This is a genomic window from Microbacterium sp. CH-015, from assembly GCF_049707015.1.
GTDB lineage: Bacteria > Actinomycetota > Actinomycetes > Actinomycetales > Microbacteriaceae > Microbacterium > Microbacterium aurum.
The window spans coordinates 237605-254085 of sequence record NZ_JBNAFJ010000001.1 but is presented as its reverse complement, the minus strand read 5'-3'; the positions used below and the strand labels follow the sequence as shown (position 1 = coordinate 254085).

Below are 16481 nucleotides of genomic sequence, written 5' to 3'. Positions count from 1 at the left end.
GGTTGTACTGGTCGGCATGTCGAACACGAGCCTGCAGGTGCGTGAGAACGCCGCGCTCATCCTTCCGGCCACCTTCCTCAGCACCGACGCGCTTCGCTCGCGCGGCATCACCCAGCGACAGCTCGGTGAACTCACGGGCAGCGGGCGCCTGCTTCGCGTGCGCCGCGGACGCTACGTCGACCCTCGCCTCTCTCCGCTCCTCATCTCGGCTGCCGCTCTCGGCGCGCGCCTCGACTGCATCTCGCTATTGTCGGCGCTCGGCGTCTTCGTCCGGGAGTGCGCCCAGGTCCATGTTCAGTTGGAGATGGGGGCGAGCCGTGTGCCTGCCCGCGGCTCCCACGTCATCGGCCACTGGCGACGCTCGTCACGAGGCGCCTGCGATCTCGCGGCTGACCTCATCGAAGCTCTCGCCCAGGCGTGCCGATGCCAGTCGCCACGCGACGCGATCGCCACGCTGGACAGCGCGTGGCACCACGGATTGATCGACGAGGAAGGGGTTGCTGCGGTGTTCGCGCGGCTGCCCCGTCGATTCCGGCGGCTACGCCCGCTGCTCGACAAGAGCGCCGAGTCGGGCCCCGAGACGCTCGTCCGCCTCATGCTCAGGATGCTCGGATGTCGCGTGGAAACGCAGGTCGAGATCGAGGGGGTCGGGCGCATCGATCTGCTCGTCAACGGGTGGCTGATCGTCGAGTGCGACAGCCGCGCACACCACAGCAGCTGGCAAGAGCGCAAACGCGACATGCGGCGTGATCTCGCCGCCGCGGCGCGTGGCTACACGACGGTACGCCCTCTCGCGGAGGACATCCTGACCATTCCGGAACAGACTCAGGAACTCCTCAAGCGCGCGATCTCGCACGGCCCACGTCGCTAACTCCTTCGATCCGTGACGCGGTCTCGCTCGAGAGGTCTCTTTCGGCGCGGCAGCGACCGAATCGAAGGAGTTCGCCACGGCCAGCCGCCGGCGCCCCAGGGGCCGCCGGGGCCGTGCCGCCGGCGGTCAGGCGCTGAAGCCCTCGCCGATGAGCTCGATGAGCTCCTCGCGCTCCTCCACCGACAGGAACGCGCCCGCGGCGGCGTTCAGCTGGAACGCCTCGAGGTCCTCCAGCCGGTAGTCGAACGTCTCGGCCAGCAGGGCGAGCTCGCGGGTGAGCGAGGTGCGGCTCATCGTGCGGTTGTCGACGTTGACCGTCACGGCGAAGCCGAGCTGGTACAGCAGGTCGAACGGGTGGTCCTCCAGGGTGGTGCCCCACCGCGCGATCGCACCGGTCTGCAGGTTCGACGACGGCGAGAGCTCCAGCGGGATCTCCCGGTCACGCACCCAGCGGGCCAGGTCGCCGAAGGTCACGAGCACCTCGTCGCCCTTCTGGTGCACGACGTCGAGGTCCTCCGCGATGCGCACACCGTGGCCGAGCCGCAGCGCGCGCCCGTCGATGAGCGCGGAACGGATGCTGTCGAGCCCGGCCGCCTCGCCGGCATGCACGGTCACGGGGAAGAAGTGCGTCGCGAGGTAGTCGAACGCTGCGCGGTGGTTCGAGGCGGGGAAGCCGTCCTCGGGCCCCGCGATGTCGAACCCGACGGCGCCGCGACCGCGGTACGCGACGGCGAGCTCGGCGATCTCGAGCGACCGGTCGGTGTGGCGCATCGCCGTGATGAGCTGGCCGACGCGGATGTCGCGCCCGGTGCCGTCGACCGCGTCCTCACCCTCCTCGATGCCCTCCTGCACGGCTTCGACCGCCTCCTCCAGCGACAGTCCGCGGGCGAGGTGCTGCTCGGGCGCCCAGCGCACCTCCCCGTAGATGACGCCGTCGGCGGCGAGGTCTTCGACGAACTCCTTCGCGACGCGGCGCAGCCCGTCAGCGGACTGCATGACCGCGGTGGTGAGATCGAACGTCTTCAGGTACTCCACGAGCGAGCCCGAGTCGCTCTGATCCTCGAACCAGTCCGCGAGGTCATCGGCGGTCTCCGCCGGCACCTCCAGCCCGATTTCGTCGGCGAGCTCGAGGATCGTCTGCGGGCGCAGCGCCCCGTCGAGGTGGTCGTGCAACGACACCTTCGGCAGAGAGCGGATCGAGACGCCGTCGAGCTTCGCGTCGCCGTGCTGATCGATGGCCATGGGGTGCTCCTCGGGTGGATGCAGGTGGATGCGAGGTGGATGCGGGGTGGATGCAGGTCAGGCGGTGATGCGCTCGCGCACCAGGGGGGCGGATGCCGGGGCGTCGGCCCCGATCTCCCACGCACCCTCGAGGGCGTCGAGGGCACGGTCGAAGCGCTTGTCATCATCGGCGAGCAGGGTGAACAGCGGCTGACCGGCGGTGACGGCCGCACCGGGCTTGACGTGCAGGTCGATGCCCGCGGCGTGCACGACCGGGTCCTGCGCACGGGCGCGCCCGGCGCCCAGCCGCCACGCCGCGACGCCGAACGGCAGCGCGTCCATGCGGGTCAGGATGCCGTCGCCGGCGGCCGTGACCGTGTGGGTCTCCCGCGGGGTGGGGAGGGCCGCGTCGGGGTCGCCATCCTGCGCGCGGATCATCTCGCGCCACGCGTCCATCGCACGACCGTCCTGCAGGGCGGCCTCGACGTCGGCATCGGGCTGTCCGGCGAGCGCGAGCATCTCGCGGGCGAGGGCGACGGTCAGCTCGACGACGTCGGCGGGGCCGCCGCCGGCGAGCACCTCGACCGATTCACGCACCTCGTTGGCGTTGCCGATCGCGAGACCCAGCGGGGTGTTCATGTCGGTGAGCAGCGCCGTCGTCGCGACGCCCGAGTCGGTCCCGAGCGCGACCATCGTGCGGGCGAGCTCGCGGGCGCGGTCGATGTCCTGCATGAACGCGCCGGACCCGAACTTCACGTCGAGGACGAGCGCGTCGGTGCCCTCCGCGATCTTCTTCGACATGATGCTCGACGCGATCAGCGGGATCGCCTCGACCGTCCCGGTGACGTCGCGGAGCGCATACAACCGCTTGTCGGCCGGGGCGAGACCCGATCCGGCGGCGCAGATGACCGCGCCGACCCCCTGCAGCTGCGCGAACATCTGCTCGTTCGACAGCGCGGCGCGCCACCCCGGAATGGACTCGAGCTTGTCGAGCGTTCCGCCGGTGTGTCCGAGTCCGCGGCCGGACAGCTGCGGCACGGCGACGCCGAACGAGGCGACGAGCGGGGCGAGCGGCAGGGTGATCTTGTCGCCGACACCCCCGGTGGAGTGCTTGTCGACGGTGCGCTTGCCGAGCGACGAGAAGCTCATCCGCTCGCCGGAGGCGATCATCGCGTCGGTCATGACGCGGATCTCGCCGCGGGTCATGCCGTTGAGCAGCACCGCCATCGCGAAGGCCGCCATCTGCGAGTCGGCGACGTACTCGCGGGTGTAGGCGTCGATCATCCAGCGCAGCGCCTCTTCGGGCACCTCGCCCTTGTCGCGCTTGATGCGGATGACGTCGACCGCGTCGAACGCTTCGACTCGCTGGCGCTCGCTCAGCGCAGGCGCTTCGACGGAAGTCATCGCGCCCCCTCCAGATCGCGCGGCCCGAAGGCATCCGGCAGCACCTCGTCGATCGTGCGGATGCCGGAGACGGTCTCGAGCAGCATCCCCGGCAAGGCGAACTCGTACAGCAGCTGACGGCAGCGCCCGCACGGCATGATCGTCTGGCCGTCGTTGTTGACGCACACGAAGGCGACGAGCTCGCCCCCGCCGGACATGTGCAGGTCGCCGACGAGCGCGCATTCCGCGCACAGGCCGACGCCGTACGAGGCGTTCTCGACGTTGCAGCCCGACACGATCCGGCCGTCGCTCACGAGCGCGGCGGCTCCGACCCGGTAGCGCGAGTACGGCGCGTACGCACGCTGCATGGCGTCGGTGGCGACGGCGCGCAGCTCGTCCCAGTCGATGTCGGTCATCTGGCGTTCACTCCTTGATATACGGCTTGCCGGATGCCGCGGGCCCGCGAATCTGGCCGGCGAAGCCGGCCACGGCGAGGATCGTCACGACGTACGGCAGCATGAGCATGAACTCGCTCGGCACCGGCGTCTTCAGCACCGTCAGCAGGTTCTGCAGGTTGGTGGCGAATCCGAACAGCAGGGCGGCGAGGGTCGCGCGGATCGGGTCCCAGCGACCGAAGATGACGGCGGCGAGGGCGATGAAGCCGAGCCCGGCCGTCATGTCCTTGCCGAACTGCGGCACCGACACGAGCGTGAAGTAGGCGCCGCCGATGCCGGCGATCGCACCGGCGAGCGTGACGTTCCAGAACCGCGACGTGTTGACCTTGATGCCGACGGTGTCGGCGGCCTGCGGGTGCTCGCCGACGGCGCGCAGGCGCAGTCCCCAGCGGGTGCGGTACAGCCCCCAGGCGACGAGCGCGACGGCGATGAACATGAGGTAGACGATGAAGGTCTGGTTGAACAGCACCGGCCCGATGATCGGAATCTCGCTGAGGAGCGGGATCTGGATGCGGCCGAAGCGTTCCGGCTCGTTCAGCTGCTGTTCGTTGGGGACGAGCAGCGCGCCGTAGAGGAAGCCGGTGAGGCCCGTCACGAGGACGTTCAGCACGACACCGACGATGACCTGGTCGACGAGGTACTTGATGGCGAAGGCGGCAAGCACGAAGGCGACGAGCACACCGCCGACCATGGCGCCGATGAGCCCCACGAACGGGTTGCCGGTGATGCTCGACAGCAGCGCCGCCGAGAAAGCGCCGAGCAGCAGCTGGCCCTCGATGGCGACGTTGACGACGCCGACCCGCTCGCCGATGACGCCGCCGAGCGCACCGAAGACGAGCGGCACCGACAGCGACACCGCACCGAACAGCAGGCTCGACACCGGCACGAGTCCGTCGGCGGCGGCCCACACCAGGAACGCGAACACGCCCAGGATGCCGAAGGCGATCGTGAGCCACAGCGGCTGGCGGCGGTACGACCACGCGAGCCAGAACGCCCACACCGTGAGCAGCGCGAGAACCGCCAGCAGCACCCAGCAGGTCACCGCGGTGGGCAGCGCCACGTTGGGCAGCGCGAAGGACTGCGAGGGATCGCCGAGCCGGAAGGTCGACGTGCCGTCGCGCGGGACGAACAGCACGATCGCCCCCAGCAGCACCGTGAGCACGGCCAGGACGATAGGCGCCTTGAAGTGGCGCTCCTCGACGACGGCGAGCTGGATCGTGCCGTCGCTGCGCTCGACCTGCGTCGCGTCGGGGAGCGAGGTGCTCATGCGGTCACCGCCTTCTTCGCCGCCTTGGCGCGCGCCTTGGCGGCCTTCTCGGCGTCGGTCTTGGGGAGGAAGAAGACCGCGCGCAGCAGCGGCGGCGCGGCGATGAACAGCACGATCAGCGACTGCACGACCAGCACGATGTCGACCGGGATCCCCTGCGCCTGCATCGAGAACGAGCCCGCTTTGAGCGCCCCGAACAGGATGCCGGCGGCGAAGGTGCCCCAGGCGCGGCTGCGGCCGAGGAGGGCCACGGTGATCGCGTCGAAGCCGATGCCGGCGTCGATCGTCGCGCCGAAGCCGGTCGTGACGTTGCCCTGGATCTGGTTCATGGCCGCAAGGCCCGCCAGACCCCCCGCGAACAGCATCGCGTAGAGGTAGATGCGCTCGACGCTGATGCCGGCGGCGCGCGCCGCGTGCGGGTTCTCTCCCACGGCCCGCAGGCGCAGACCGAGGCTCGAGCGCTCGATGACCCACCAGACCACGACGGTCGCGACGACGACGACGACGAAGCCCCAGTCCAGCGCTGGGAAGCGCGGGCCGAGGAGGTCGGGGAACTGCGCACTGGCCGGGGTGGGCGCGGTCTGCGGCTGGTTGTTGCCGGGCATCTGCAGCAGGCCGGGCGTCCGCAGCATCCACAGCAGCAGGTAGTACGCGACATAGTTGAGCATGATCGTCAGGATCACCTCGTGCGCGCCGGTCTTGGCCTTCAGCAGCCCCACGAGCCCACCCCACAGCGCGCCACCGGCGATGCCGATCACGAGGGTGAGCGGCAGGTGGATCCACATCGGCAGGTCGAGGTTGAAGGCGAACAGCCCGGCGAACATCGCCGCGATGAGCATCTGTCCGCGGGCGCCGATGTTGAACAGGCCGGTGCGGAAGGCCAGCGCAACGCCGAGTCCGGCGGCGATGAGCGGCGCCGCGAATCCGAGCGCGTTCGTCAGCGGCCGGATCTGGGCGGCGAAGTCGTTGCCCCGCGGGTTGAACACCGCGCCGCGGAACAATGCTTCGTAGCCGCCGATGACCGCGTTCCAGATCGCGACGAGCGTGTCGCCGGGACGCGCGAAGAAGTAGCCGGCCGCGGCCTGCACCTCCTTGTTGGTCGATGCGATCAGCACTCCGCCGACGATCATCGCCAGAACGATGGCGAGCACGGTGGTCATCGCGCTGCCGCGCATCAGCTCGCGCAGGAAGATCCCGGAGCGGGTCGGCGCGGGGTCCTCCCCCGTGAGCGGCCCGCTCGCGCGCGGCAGCTGCTCGTCGTCCGCGGGCGTGTGCGCCGCGTCGGGGGCGCCGGGTGTGATTCCGCTCATGCCGCGGCCTCCGAATCGCTTGCTCCGGCCATCATGAGTCCGAGGACGTCGCGCGCCGTGTCGCCGGGGACGATCCCGACGACGGTGCCGCGGTACATCACCGCGATGCGATCGGCGAGGGCGGTGACCTCGTCGAGCTCGGTGGACACGACGACGATCGGGATGCCGGCATCCCGCGTCTCGATGATGCGCTTGTGGATGAACTCGATCGACCCGACGTCGACGCCGCGCGTCGGCTGGGCCACGACGAGCAGCCGCAGGTCGCGGCTCATCTCGCGGGCGATGACGACCTTCTGCTGGTTGCCGCCGGAGAGCGTCCCCGCGGCCGTCTCGGGCCCCTGGGTGCGGATGTCGTACTCGCGGATGCGGTCGCGCGCGAACGCGTCGAGCGCACCGCGGCGGATGGTCCCCCACTGCGCGAACTCGGGGTCCGACGACCGGTCGAGGATGAGGTTCTCGGCGACCGAGAACCCGCCGACGAGGCCGTCCTCCTTGCGGTCCTCCGGCACGAACCCGACGCCTTCGTCGAGGATGGCGCGGACGCTCTTGCCGACCAGTTCGGTGCCGTCGAGGACGATCGAGCCCTCGACGCGCGGGGCGAGGCCGACGATGGCCTCGACGAGCTCGGTCTGGCCGTTGCCCTGCACGCCGGCCACGGCGAGCACTTCGCCGGGGCGCACCTCGAAGTCGACGCCGTCCACGACGATCGCGCCGGTGGCCGTGAGCACGCGCAGCCCCTGCACGCGCAGACCGCCGTCGCGCACCTGCGGCGGGTCCTTGTGGACGGTGAGCTCGACGGCGCGGCCGACCATGAGCGAGGCCAGCTCGGCGTTCGTCGCGGTGGGCGAAGCCTCGCCGACGACCTTGCCGAGACGGATGACGGTGATGCGGTCGGCGACCTCGCGAACTTCGCGCAGCTTGTGGGTGATGAAGACGATGGAGGTGCCCTCGTCACGCAGCTGGCGCATGATCGCCATGAGCTCGTCGGTCTCCTGCGGGGTGAGCACTGCGGTGGGCTCGTCGAACACGAGCACCTTCGCGTCGCGGGAGAGCGCCTTGATGATCTCGACCCGCTGCTGCACGCCGACAGGGAGGTCCCCGACGACGGCGTCGGGGTCGATCTCGAATCCGAACCGGTCGGCGACGTCGCGCACGTGCTGACGCGCCTTGGCGAGGTCCAGGCGGCCGAAGCCCTTGGTCTCCTCGTGGCCGAGCATGACGTTCTCGGCGACGGTGAACACGGGGATCAGCATGAAGTGCTGGTGCACCATGCCGATGCCGGCGGCCATCGCGTCGCCGGGGCCGCGGAAGTGCTGCGGCGCATCGTCCAGCAGGATCTCGCCCTCGTCGGCGCGATACAGGCCGTACAGCACGTTCATGAGCGTGGATTTGCCCGCGCCGTTCTCCCCGAGAAGAGCGTGGATCTCCCCTGGTTCGACCACGAGATCGATGTGGTCGTTGGCGACGAGGCTGCCGAATCTCTTCGTGATCCCGCGGAGCTCGAGCTTCATATCAGCACCCTATCCGGATGGTTTTCAAGTGGGCGCCCCCGCGCGGCAGAGCCGCACGGGGGTCGGCAGGACGGCACTCGGGGCGAGCAGCGCGCGGCTGCCCGCCCCGAGTGCGGATCGGAGAGGATCAGGACGTGGCCGGCGAGTTCGCCGACTCCACCGTGATCTCGCCCGAGATGATCTGCTCCTGCAGTGCGGCCAGCTCGTCCGTGAGACCCGCCGGCAGCTTCGACTCGAAGTCGTGGAAGCTCGAGAGCTTGACACCCTCGTTCTTCAGCGTGCCCACGTACGGGGTCGGGTCGAACTCGCCCTTGGAGGCGGCCATGGTCGCGTCGTAGACGGCGACGTCGATCGCCTTCATGATCGAGACCAGCGTGATGTCGGTGACCGAGGGGTCGGCGACGGCGAGGTCGCTGTCCACGCCGAGGATCAGCGTGTCCTTGCCACTGTCGGCGATGGCCGCGGCCGCGCTCTTGTAGATCGGGCCGCCGACGGGCAGCAGCACGTCGACACCCTGGTCGAGCACGCCCTGCGCGGTCTGCTTGGCGGTGTCGTTGGCGTCGAAGCCGCCGGTGAACGAGCCCTCCTGCGTCGCGACGTCCCAGCCGAAGACCTGGACGTCGGCGCCCTTGTCCTCGTTGTACTTCTCGACACCGAGCTGGTAGCCGTCCATGAACACGGCGACCGACGGGATCTGCATGCCGCCGAAGGTGCCGACCTTGTTCACGCCCGCCTGGGCCGACCATGCCGCCGCGGCGTAGCCGCCGAGGTACGCGGCTTCGGCGGTGTTGAAGACGAGCGGCTTGATGTTCGGCGCGTCGGTCTTGCCGTCGAAGTCGGTGTCGGCGTAGTCGTCGATGATCGCGAAGTTCAGGTCGGGGTTGGCGTTGGCCGCCTCGACGGTCGCGGCGCTGAGCTTGAAGCCGACCGAGATGATCAGCGAGCAGCCCTCGGCGACGGCCTGCTCCATGTTCGGCGCGTAGTCGTTGTCGTTCGTCGACTCGAACTCGAGCGGGGTGACTCCCAGCTCGCTCGCGGCCTTGTCCATGCCGTTCTTGGCGGACTCGTTGAACGACTTGTCGTTCCAGCCGCCCGCGTCGGAGATCAGGCAGGGCAGGAAGTCGGCAGCGCCGGCGTCACCCGAACCGGTCGGGTTCGCTTCGGGGGCCGAGCCGCAGCCGGCCAGGGCGATGAGGAGCCCGGCCGCGGCAGTGATGCCGGCGAGCTTCTTGGTGGTCGAGATGGTCAATGCAGCCTCCACATTGATAGACCCGCGGATCTCGCGGGCGCACGCATCGAAGTTACCTACTGTGACGCGGGACTTGCACGCGTCTGGCAGGCGTGGGTGCGAATGGTTACAAAGACGCAATGATCCCGATACACCCCCGCCGCGCGGGGACACGCGATCGCCCTACAGCACGTCGCCGCGGCCGGTGAGCTTGAGGGCATCGACGACGCCCTTCACGCGCTGCGCGTTCTCGCTCGTGGTCACTAGGAGGGCGTCGGGGGTGTCGACGACGACGATGTCCTTCACGCCGATGAGGCTGATGACCCGCTTCGTGTGGCTGACGACGATGCCGCTGGCGGCGTCGGAGAGGATGCGGGCGTTCTCGCCGAGGATCGCGAGATCGTTCTTGCGTCCGCCGGAGTTGAGCTTGGCGAGACTCGCGAAATCCCCCACGTCGTCCCAGTCGAAGTGCCCCGGCACGACGGCGAGCCGCCCCTTCTCGGCGGCAGGCTCGGCGACGACGTAGTCGATCGCGATCTTCGGCAGCTTCGGCCACACCCGATCCACGACCGGCCCCCGCCGGTCGCGGTCGTCCCACGCCTCGGCGAGCTCGAGGAGCCCCGCGTGCAGCTCGGGGTTGTTCGCCTCGATCTCGGCCAGCAGCACATCGGCGCGCGAGATGAACATGCCCGCGTTCCACAGGTAGTCGCGGTCGGCGACGTACTGCTTGGCGGTCTCCAGGTCGGGCTTTTCCACGAAGCTGTCCACGAGCGACGCGTCGCGCGCGCCGTCGACGATCAGCTCGCCGCCGCGCTTGATGTAGCCGAAGCCGACCGCGGGCTCGCTCGGCGAGATGCCGACGGTGCAGATGTAGCCCTCACGGGCGACCTCGACGGCATCCCGCACCGCGAACTCGAACACGCGGGTCCCGCGGATCACGTGGTCGGCCGCGAACGACCCGATGATGACGTCGGGCTCTCGCCGCTGCAGGATCGCCGCGGCCAGGCCGATCGCGGCCGCCGAGTCCCGCGGCTCCGATTCGAGGAACACGTTCCGATCCGGGATGCCGGGGAGTTGCTCCTCCACGGCCGCGCGATGGGCCCGGCCGGTCACGACCGCGATCCGGTCCTCGCCCGACAGCGGCGCGAGCCGGTCCCAGGTGTCCCGCAGCAGCGAATGGCCCGACCCCGTCAGGTCGTGCAGGAACTTGGGCGCGTCGGCCCGCGACAGGGGCCACAGGCGGCTCCCGACACCTCCAGCAGGGATCACGGCGTAGAAGTCGTCGATGGGTCGGGCCATGGCTTCGAGGGTATCGCCTGCGCCGACCCCCTCCGAAAGAATGCCTTTTCGTGCGGTTCTCTCGATATCGAGAGAACTTAGGCTCCCCTTCCTCGCCGGGGCGGAAGGGCGCGACTTAGGATAAGACTGCGCCCGTGTGCGACGAGAGGGCTCTGGCCCCGCAGCCGATCAGGCCCCGCCGCAGCGTAGCGTCCGATCACACCAAGGGAGGACGACCGTGTCTGCACCAGCACGCGTCACACCGTCGGTAGCCCAGACCACGTCGAAGACCCCTCGCGGCACCCTGTACCGCGGCAACGAGGGCATGTGGTCGTGGGTGCTGCACCGCATCACCGGCATCGCCATCTTCTTCTTCCTGCTCGTGCACGTGCTCGACACCGCGCTCATCCGCGTCTCCCCCGAGGCGTACGACGCCGTCATCGGCACGTACAAGAATCCGATCATGGGCATCGGCGAGGTCTTCCTCGTCGCGGCCGTCGCCTACCACGCCTACAACGGCCTGCGCATCATCGCGGTCGACCTGTGGCCGTGGGCGACGCGTCACCAGCGCCAGCTGTGGTGGGGCGTCATCGGCATCTGGGCCGTGACCCTCGCCGGGTTCGCGCCGCGCCACCTCATGAACGTCTTCGCCAACGTGGGAGGGGGCCACTGATGTCCGCCACCACGACTCCGGACCTCGCCGCCCCGCGGTCGCCGCAGATCCGCAAGAAGGGCGTCAACTTCGAGAAGGTCGGCTGGGTGTACATGCGCGTCTCGGGCGTGCTGCTCGTCGTGCTGATCTTCGGTCATCTCTTCACCAACCTCATGGTCGGCGACGGCATCCATGCGTTGGACTGGGGCTTCGTCGCCGGCAAGCTCGCGAACCCGTTCTGGCAGTGGTGGGACATCCTCATGCTGTGGCTCGCGCTCATCCACGGCGCCAACGGCATGCGCACGATCGTCAACGACTACGTGACCGGCGAGAAGGTGCGCAAGACCTTGGTGTGGGCCGTGTTCGTCGCGGCGGGCCTGCTCATCGTCCTCGGCACGCTCGTCGTGTTCGCGTTCGATCCGTGCAACGGCGTCACCAGCGACAGCGTGTTCTGGGAAGCGTGCCAGGCGCTCTGAGCGCGGCACCCCCGAGACGACGATACGAAACGAAGAGGCATTCCTGACGTGAGCACCCAGCATCCTGAAGCCGTCCTGCGTGACGGCGTGTACTACCACGAGTTCGACATCGTCATCGTCGGCGCCGGCGGCGCCGGCATGCGCGCCGCGATCGAGGCCGGCCCCGGTGCTCGCACTGCGGTCATCACCAAGCTCTACCCGACGCGCTCGCACACCGGCGCGGCCCAGGGCGGCATGGCGGCGGCGCTCGCGAACGTCGAAGAGGACTCGTGGGAGTGGCACACCTTCGACACCGTCAAGGGCGGCGACTACCTCGTCGACCAGGATGCCGCGGAGATCCTCGCCAAGGAGGCGATCGACGCCGTCATCGACCTCGAGAACATGGGGCTGCCATTCAACCGCACCCCCGAGGGCAAGATCGACCAGCGCCGCTTCGGCGGGCACACCGCCGACCACGGCAAGACCCCGGTGCGCCGCGCCTGCTACGCCGCCGACCGCACCGGACACATGATCCTGCAGACGCTGTTCCAGAACTGCGTCAAGCTCGGCATCAACTTCTTCAACGAGTACTACGCGCTCGACCTCATCACGGTGAAGGATGCCGACGGCAACACCCAGATCGCCGGTGTCGTCGCCTACGAGCTCGCGACGGGCGACCTGCACGTCTTCCACTCCAAGGCCGTCATCTTCGCCACCGGCGGTTTCGGCAAGATCTACAAGACGACCTCCAACGCCCACACCCTCACCGGCGACGGCGTGGGGATCATCTGGCGCAAGGGTCTGCCGCTGGAGGACATCGAGTTCTTCCAGTTCCACCCGACCGGGCTCGCCGGCCTCGGCATCCTTCTCACCGAGGGTGCCCGCGGCGAGGGCGCGATCCTCCGCAACGCCTCCGGCGAACGGTTCATGGAGCGCTACGCCCCCACGATCAAGGACCTCGCGCCGCGCGACATCGTCGCACGCTGCATGGTCAAGGAGGTGCTCGAGGGACGCGGCGCCGGTCCGCACAAGGACTACGTGTACCTCGACTGCACGCACCTGGGCGCGGAGGTGCTGGAGACCAAACTCCCCGACATCACCGAGTTCGCGCGCACCTACCTCGGCGTCGACCCCGTCACCGAGCCGGTGCCGGTCATGCCGACCGCCCACTACGCGATGGGCGGCATCCCGACCAACAACAACGGCGAGGTGCTGCAGGACAACGACACCGTCGTGCCGGGTCTGTACGCCGCCGGCGAGTGCGCGTGCGTGTCGGTGCACGGCGCCAACCGTCTCGGCACCAACTCGCTGCTCGACATCAACGTGTTCGGCAAGCGCAGCGGCCGCAACGCCGTCGAGTACGTCAAGACCGCCGAGTTCGTGCCGCTTCCCGACGACCCCGCGAAGGGGGTCCGCGAGATGATCGAGGGCCTGCGCAACAACCCCGGCTCCGAGCGCATCGCGGTGCTGCGGAAGACCCTGCAGGAGGAGATGGACGCCAACGCCCAGGTCTTCCGCACGGAGGAGACCCTGACCAACGTCATGGGCACGATCCACGACCTGCGCCAGCGCTACAAGAACATCCACGTCGACGACAAGGGCAAGCGCTACAACACCGACCTGCTCGAAGCCGTCGAACTCGGCTTCCTCCTCGATCTCGCCGAGATCGTCGCCTACGCCGCCCGCAACCGCAAGGAGAGCCGCGGCGGCCACATGCGCGAGGACTACCCCGACCGCGACGACGCGCAGTACATGCAGCACACGATGGCCTACCTCACCGGCGACCCGCACTCGCCCGACCCCGAGGACCACATCCGCCTGGACTGGAAGCCGGTCGTCTTCACGAAGAACGAGGCGGGCGAGTTGAACTACCCGCCGATGGAGAGGAAGTACTGATGACCCTCGTCACCGAAGCGCCCACCGTCGCGGAGGACACCGGCATCCAGTCGTACCTCGTCACCTTCATCATCCGTCGCTTCGATCCGGAGACCGACGCCGAGCCGCGCTGGGTCGACTACGACGTCGAGCTGTACCCCACCGACCGGGTGCTCGACGCGCTGCACAAGATCAAGTGGGAGGTCGACGGCTCGCTGAGCTTCCGGCGCTCGTGCGCCCACGGCATCTGCGGCTCCGACGCCATGCGCATCAACGGGCGCAACCGGCTCGCCTGCAAGACCCTCATCAAGGACCTCGACATCTCGAAGCCCATCTACGTGGAGGCCATCAAGGGCCTGCCGCTGGAGAAGGACCTCATCGTCGACATGGAGCCGTTCTTCGCCTCCTACCGCGAGGTGCAGCCGTTCCTCATCGCGAGCTCGAAGCCGGAGCCCGGCAAGGAGCGCATCCAGTCGATCGCCGAGCGCGCGATCTTCGACGACACCACCAAGTGCATCCTCTGCGCCGCATGCACGTCCTCGTGCCCGGTGTTCTGGACCGACGGGCAGTACTTCGGCCCCGCCGCGATCGTCAACGCGCACCGCTTCATCTTCGACTCGCGCGATGACGCCGGTGACGTGCGCCTGGACATCCTCAACGACAAGGAGGGCGTGTGGCGCTGCCGCACGACCTTCAACTGCACCGAGGCGTGCCCGCGCGGCATCGAGGTCACCAAGGCGATCGCCGAGGTCAAGCAGGCGATCCTCCGCGGCGGCGTCTGAGTCACCGGCCCGGCCGGAGCGACGGCGGCACCCCGCTCGATAGGGTGTGAGCCGTGAGCAACGACCGGTGGCGCGACGAACTGCGGGAGCGGTTCGACGAGCCGATCGAGCGCGCCACCGAGATCACCCGGCGCACGCTCGCGTGGTTCCCGATCCGGGTGTGGCGGCACTTCCTGCAGCACAACGGATTCCTGCTGGCAGCGGCCATCAGCTACCAGTCGCTGTTCGCGATCTTCGCCGTGCTGTATACGGCGTTCGCGATCGTCGGCGTGTGGCTGGGCGGCTCGCAGTCGGCGATCGACGCGCTCATCGCGATCGTGAACTCCTACATCCCGGGCATCATCGGTGAGGCGCCGGGTCAGGGGCTGGTCACACGCGCCGATGTCGCGGCGATCGCGCAGCAGTCCGCGAGCGTCCTGGCCATCACCGGTGCCGTGGCGTTCCTCGTCGCGCTGTGGACCGCGATCGGCTTCGTCACCTTCACGCGCCGCGCGGTGCGCGACATCTTCGGCCTGCCGTTCGACTCCCGCAACTACGTGCTGCTGAAGGCGCGCGACTTCGTCGCCGCGGCGATGTTCGGACTGGCCCTGCTGATCGGTGCGGCTCTCGCCGGCGTCACCACGGGGGTGATCGAGGCGGTCTTCGAGTTCTTCGGCTGGAAGAGCTCGTCGGGATGGGTCTGGATCGCCGGACGTCTCGCGTCGGCGCTCGTCGCGTTCGTGATCAACACGGCCGCCCTCGCAGCGCTCATCCGGTTCCTCACCGGCACCTCGCTGCGCTGGCGGCTCATCCTCCCCGGCGCCGCGCTCGGCGGGGGCGCGCTCGTCGTCCTCCAGCTCGGCGCGGGGCTCCTCCTCTACTACTCGCCCTCGAACCCGCTCCTCGCGACCTTCTCGGTGTTCATCGGCTTCCTGCTGTGGTTCCGGCTCGTCGGGATCGTCATCCTCGTCGCGGCATCCTGGGTCGCCCTCGCCGCGCGGGATGCCGACGTTCCGATGGTGCCCGTCACCGAGGAGGAACGCCGGCGCCAGGAGCACGAGGCGCTGCTGATCGCCGCGCGGGTGCGCGTCCGCGATGCGCATGTCGCGCGCGCCGACGCGGCGTGGTGGGGACGCTGGGCCGCGACCCGCGACCTGCGGCGCGCGGAGGACGAACTCGCCCGGCTCGAGGCGGAGACGCCTGCCGGAATCGGCGGTGTCGGCGCCCCTCGTTAGGCTGTGCCAGTGCCCCAGAACCTCCGCCTCGCATCCGTCAACGTCAACGGCATCCGCGCCGCCGTGCGGAAGGGCATGCGGGATTGGCTGGATGCCGCGGATGTCGACGTCCTGACCCTGCAGGAGGTGCGCGCCGAGGCATCCGACCTCGCTGCGGCGCTCCCGGGGTGGCACGTCGTGAACGATGAGGCGCTCGCCAAGGGGCGCGCGGGCGTCGCGATCGCCACCCGGGAGCCGCTCGACGTCTGGCGCATCGAGCTCGGCGACGACACGCTCGACTCGCGCGGGCGCTGGGTCGAGGCCGATATCGACGTCGATGGCGAGCGGGTGACGGTCGTCAGCGCCTACGTGTTCACCGGCGAGGCCGACACCGACAAGCAGGTCGCCAAGTACGCGTTCCTCGACGCGATGGAGGCACGGATGCCGCAGCTCGGCCCGCTCGCCGTGATCACGGGCGACCTCAACGTCGGGCACCGCGAGCTGGACATCCGCAACTGGCGCGGGAACGTGAAGAAGGCCGGGTTCCTCCCCCGCGAGCGCGCCTACTTCGACCGGTTCACCGGGCCGGCGGGCACCGAGGTCACCTGCGTCGACGGCACCCGCGGCACGGGGCTCGGCTGGGTGGATGTCGGGCGGCGCTGGGCCGGCGAGGTCGACGGACCGTACTCGTGGTGGTCCAACCGCGGCAAGGCGTTCGACACCGACACCGGTTGGCGCATCGACTACCACCTCGCGACCCCGTCGATGGCCGAGCGCGTCGTGGACTATCGGGTCGTCCGGGCACCGTCGTGGGACACCCGCTGGAGCGACCACGCGCCCGTGGTCGCCGACTACGCGTTCTGACCCGGCAACCCTTACCGGTCGTTGAGCGAGCGCACACCCGGTCGGTGAGCGAGCGCAGCGAGACGAAACGCCCGGCATCCCCCAGCCGGTCGTTGAGCGAGCGCAGCGAGACGAAACGCCCGGCATCCGATCAATA

At 69.3% G+C, this 16481-nt stretch carries 15 protein-coding genes; 7 read left to right on the top strand and 8 right to left on the bottom strand.

All coding sequences use genetic code 11. The features are described from left to right. Window positions 1-16 precede the first annotated feature (16 nt). On the top strand, window positions 17-871 hold the full coding sequence (locus ACPYN4_RS01155; protein ID WP_424445396.1) for an endonuclease domain-containing protein: 855 nt from the start codon (window positions 17-19) through the stop codon (window positions 869-871). A 126-nt stretch (window positions 872-997) separates the two neighbouring features. Here ACPYN4_RS01155 and ACPYN4_RS01150 read toward each other — a convergent pair whose 3' ends face one another. The 8 genes from ACPYN4_RS01150 to ACPYN4_RS01115 all read right to left on the bottom strand — a co-directional run bounded on the left by ACPYN4_RS01150 (window position 998) and on the right by ACPYN4_RS01115 (window position 10545). After that, on the bottom strand, window positions 998-2113 hold the full coding sequence (locus tag ACPYN4_RS01150; protein ID WP_424445395.1) for an adenosine deaminase: 1116 nt from the start codon (window positions 2111-2113) through the stop codon (window positions 998-1000). 57 nt (window positions 2114-2170) lie between these two features. Further along, entirely contained in the window at window positions 2171-3496 is a 1326-nt protein-coding gene (locus ACPYN4_RS01145; RefSeq protein WP_424445394.1) for a thymidine phosphorylase, read from the bottom strand. Further along, window positions 3493-3891, bottom strand: coding sequence for a cytidine deaminase (locus tag ACPYN4_RS01140; RefSeq protein WP_424445393.1), 399 nt, complete (start codon window positions 3889-3891; stop codon window positions 3493-3495). Before ACPYN4_RS01140 ends, ACPYN4_RS01145 begins: the two co-directional genes overlap by 4 nt. A 7-nt stretch (window positions 3892-3898) precedes the next feature. Further along, entirely contained in the window at window positions 3899-5197 is a 1299-nt protein-coding gene (locus ACPYN4_RS01135) for an ABC transporter permease (protein WP_424445392.1), read from the bottom strand. Beyond that, complete coding sequence (locus tag ACPYN4_RS01130) at window positions 5194-6507, bottom strand: ABC transporter permease (RefSeq protein ID WP_239281822.1); 1314 nt, start codon at window positions 6505-6507, stop codon at window positions 5194-5196. The genes ACPYN4_RS01135 and ACPYN4_RS01130 overlap by 4 nt, the downstream gene beginning before the upstream one ends. Further along, window positions 6504-8018 carry an ABC transporter ATP-binding protein gene (locus ACPYN4_RS01125; RefSeq protein ID WP_424445391.1) on the bottom strand — a complete coding sequence of 505 codons (1515 nt, stop codon included), beginning with the start codon at window positions 8016-8018 and terminating at the stop codon, window positions 6504-6506. The genes ACPYN4_RS01130 and ACPYN4_RS01125 overlap by 4 nt, the downstream gene beginning before the upstream one ends. Before the next feature lie 127 nt (window positions 8019-8145). Then, window positions 8146-9267: a BMP family lipoprotein gene (locus ACPYN4_RS01120; protein WP_424445390.1), complete on the bottom strand. Its 1122-nt coding sequence runs from the start codon at window positions 9265-9267 to the stop codon at window positions 8146-8148. 162 nt (window positions 9268-9429) lie between these two features. Then, window positions 9430-10545: a mannose-1-phosphate guanylyltransferase gene (locus tag ACPYN4_RS01115; RefSeq protein WP_424445389.1), complete on the bottom strand. Its 1116-nt coding sequence runs from the start codon at window positions 10543-10545 to the stop codon at window positions 9430-9432. Window positions 10546-10762: 217 nt separating this feature from the next. Here ACPYN4_RS01115 and sdhC point away from each other — a divergent pair, with 217 nt between their 5' ends. The 6 genes from sdhC to ACPYN4_RS01085 are packed head-to-tail and all read left to right on the top strand — an operon-like array spanning window position 10763 to window position 16345. After that, window positions 10763-11197: a succinate dehydrogenase, cytochrome b556 subunit gene (sdhC, locus tag ACPYN4_RS01110; protein ID WP_076691465.1), complete on the top strand. Its 435-nt coding sequence runs from the start codon at window positions 10763-10765 to the stop codon at window positions 11195-11197. Next, a complete protein-coding gene (locus ACPYN4_RS01105; protein WP_312678193.1) occupies window positions 11197-11652 on the top strand; it encodes a succinate dehydrogenase hydrophobic membrane anchor subunit in 456 nt (151 codons plus the stop codon). The genes sdhC and ACPYN4_RS01105 overlap by 1 nt, the downstream gene beginning before the upstream one ends. Window positions 11653-11700: 48 nt before the next feature. Then, window positions 11701-13527 carry a succinate dehydrogenase flavoprotein subunit gene (gene sdhA, locus ACPYN4_RS01100; RefSeq protein ID WP_424445388.1) on the top strand — a complete coding sequence of 609 codons (1827 nt, stop codon included), beginning with the start codon at window positions 11701-11703 and terminating at the stop codon, window positions 13525-13527. Continuing rightward, window positions 13527-14288 carry a succinate dehydrogenase iron-sulfur subunit gene (locus tag ACPYN4_RS01095; protein ID WP_424445387.1) on the top strand — a complete coding sequence of 254 codons (762 nt, stop codon included), beginning with the start codon at window positions 13527-13529 and terminating at the stop codon, window positions 14286-14288. Before sdhA ends, ACPYN4_RS01095 begins: the two co-directional genes overlap by 1 nt. Before the next feature lie 53 nt (window positions 14289-14341). Then, the gene (locus ACPYN4_RS01090) at window positions 14342-15502 is read left to right on the top strand and encodes a YihY/virulence factor BrkB family protein (protein ID WP_424445386.1); all 1161 of its coding nucleotides are present in this window, start codon (window positions 14342-14344) and stop codon (window positions 15500-15502) included. 9 nt (window positions 15503-15511) lie between these two features. Continuing rightward, entirely contained in the window at window positions 15512-16345 is an 834-nt protein-coding gene (locus tag ACPYN4_RS01085; RefSeq protein ID WP_239281811.1) for an exodeoxyribonuclease III, read from the top strand. Window positions 16346-16481 lie beyond the last annotated feature (136 nt).

Bases quoted from the DNA above. Each gene is read 5' to 3' on its own strand.
- ACPYN4_RS01155 (WP_424445396.1), top strand. From the start codon at position 17: ATGTCGAACACGAGCCTGCAGGTGCGTGAGAACGCCGCGCTCATCCTT.
- ACPYN4_RS01150 (WP_424445395.1), bottom strand. From the start codon at position 2,113: ATGGCCATCGATCAGCACGGCGACGCGAAGCTCGACGGCGTCTCGATC.
- ACPYN4_RS01145 (WP_424445394.1), bottom strand. From the start codon at position 3,496: ATGACTTCCGTCGAAGCGCCTGCGCTGAGCGAGCGCCAGCGAGTCGAA.
- ACPYN4_RS01140 (WP_424445393.1), bottom strand. From the start codon at position 3,891: ATGACCGACATCGACTGGGACGAGCTGCGCGCCGTCGCCACCGACGCC.
- ACPYN4_RS01135 (WP_424445392.1), bottom strand. From the start codon at position 5,197: ATGAGCACCTCGCTCCCCGACGCGACGCAGGTCGAGCGCAGCGACGGC.
- ACPYN4_RS01130 (WP_239281822.1), bottom strand. From the start codon at position 6,507: ATGAGCGGAATCACACCCGGCGCCCCCGACGCGGCGCACACGCCCGCG.
- ACPYN4_RS01125 (WP_424445391.1), bottom strand. From the start codon at position 8,018: ATGAAGCTCGAGCTCCGCGGGATCACGAAGAGATTCGGCAGCCTCGTC.
- ACPYN4_RS01115 (WP_424445389.1), bottom strand. From the start codon at position 10,545: ATGGCCCGACCCATCGACGACTTCTACGCCGTGATCCCTGCTGGAGGT.
- ACPYN4_RS01105 (WP_312678193.1), top strand. From the start codon at position 11,197: ATGTCCGCCACCACGACTCCGGACCTCGCCGCCCCGCGGTCGCCGCAG.
- ACPYN4_RS01095 (WP_424445387.1), top strand. From the start codon at position 13,527: ATGACCCTCGTCACCGAAGCGCCCACCGTCGCGGAGGACACCGGCATC.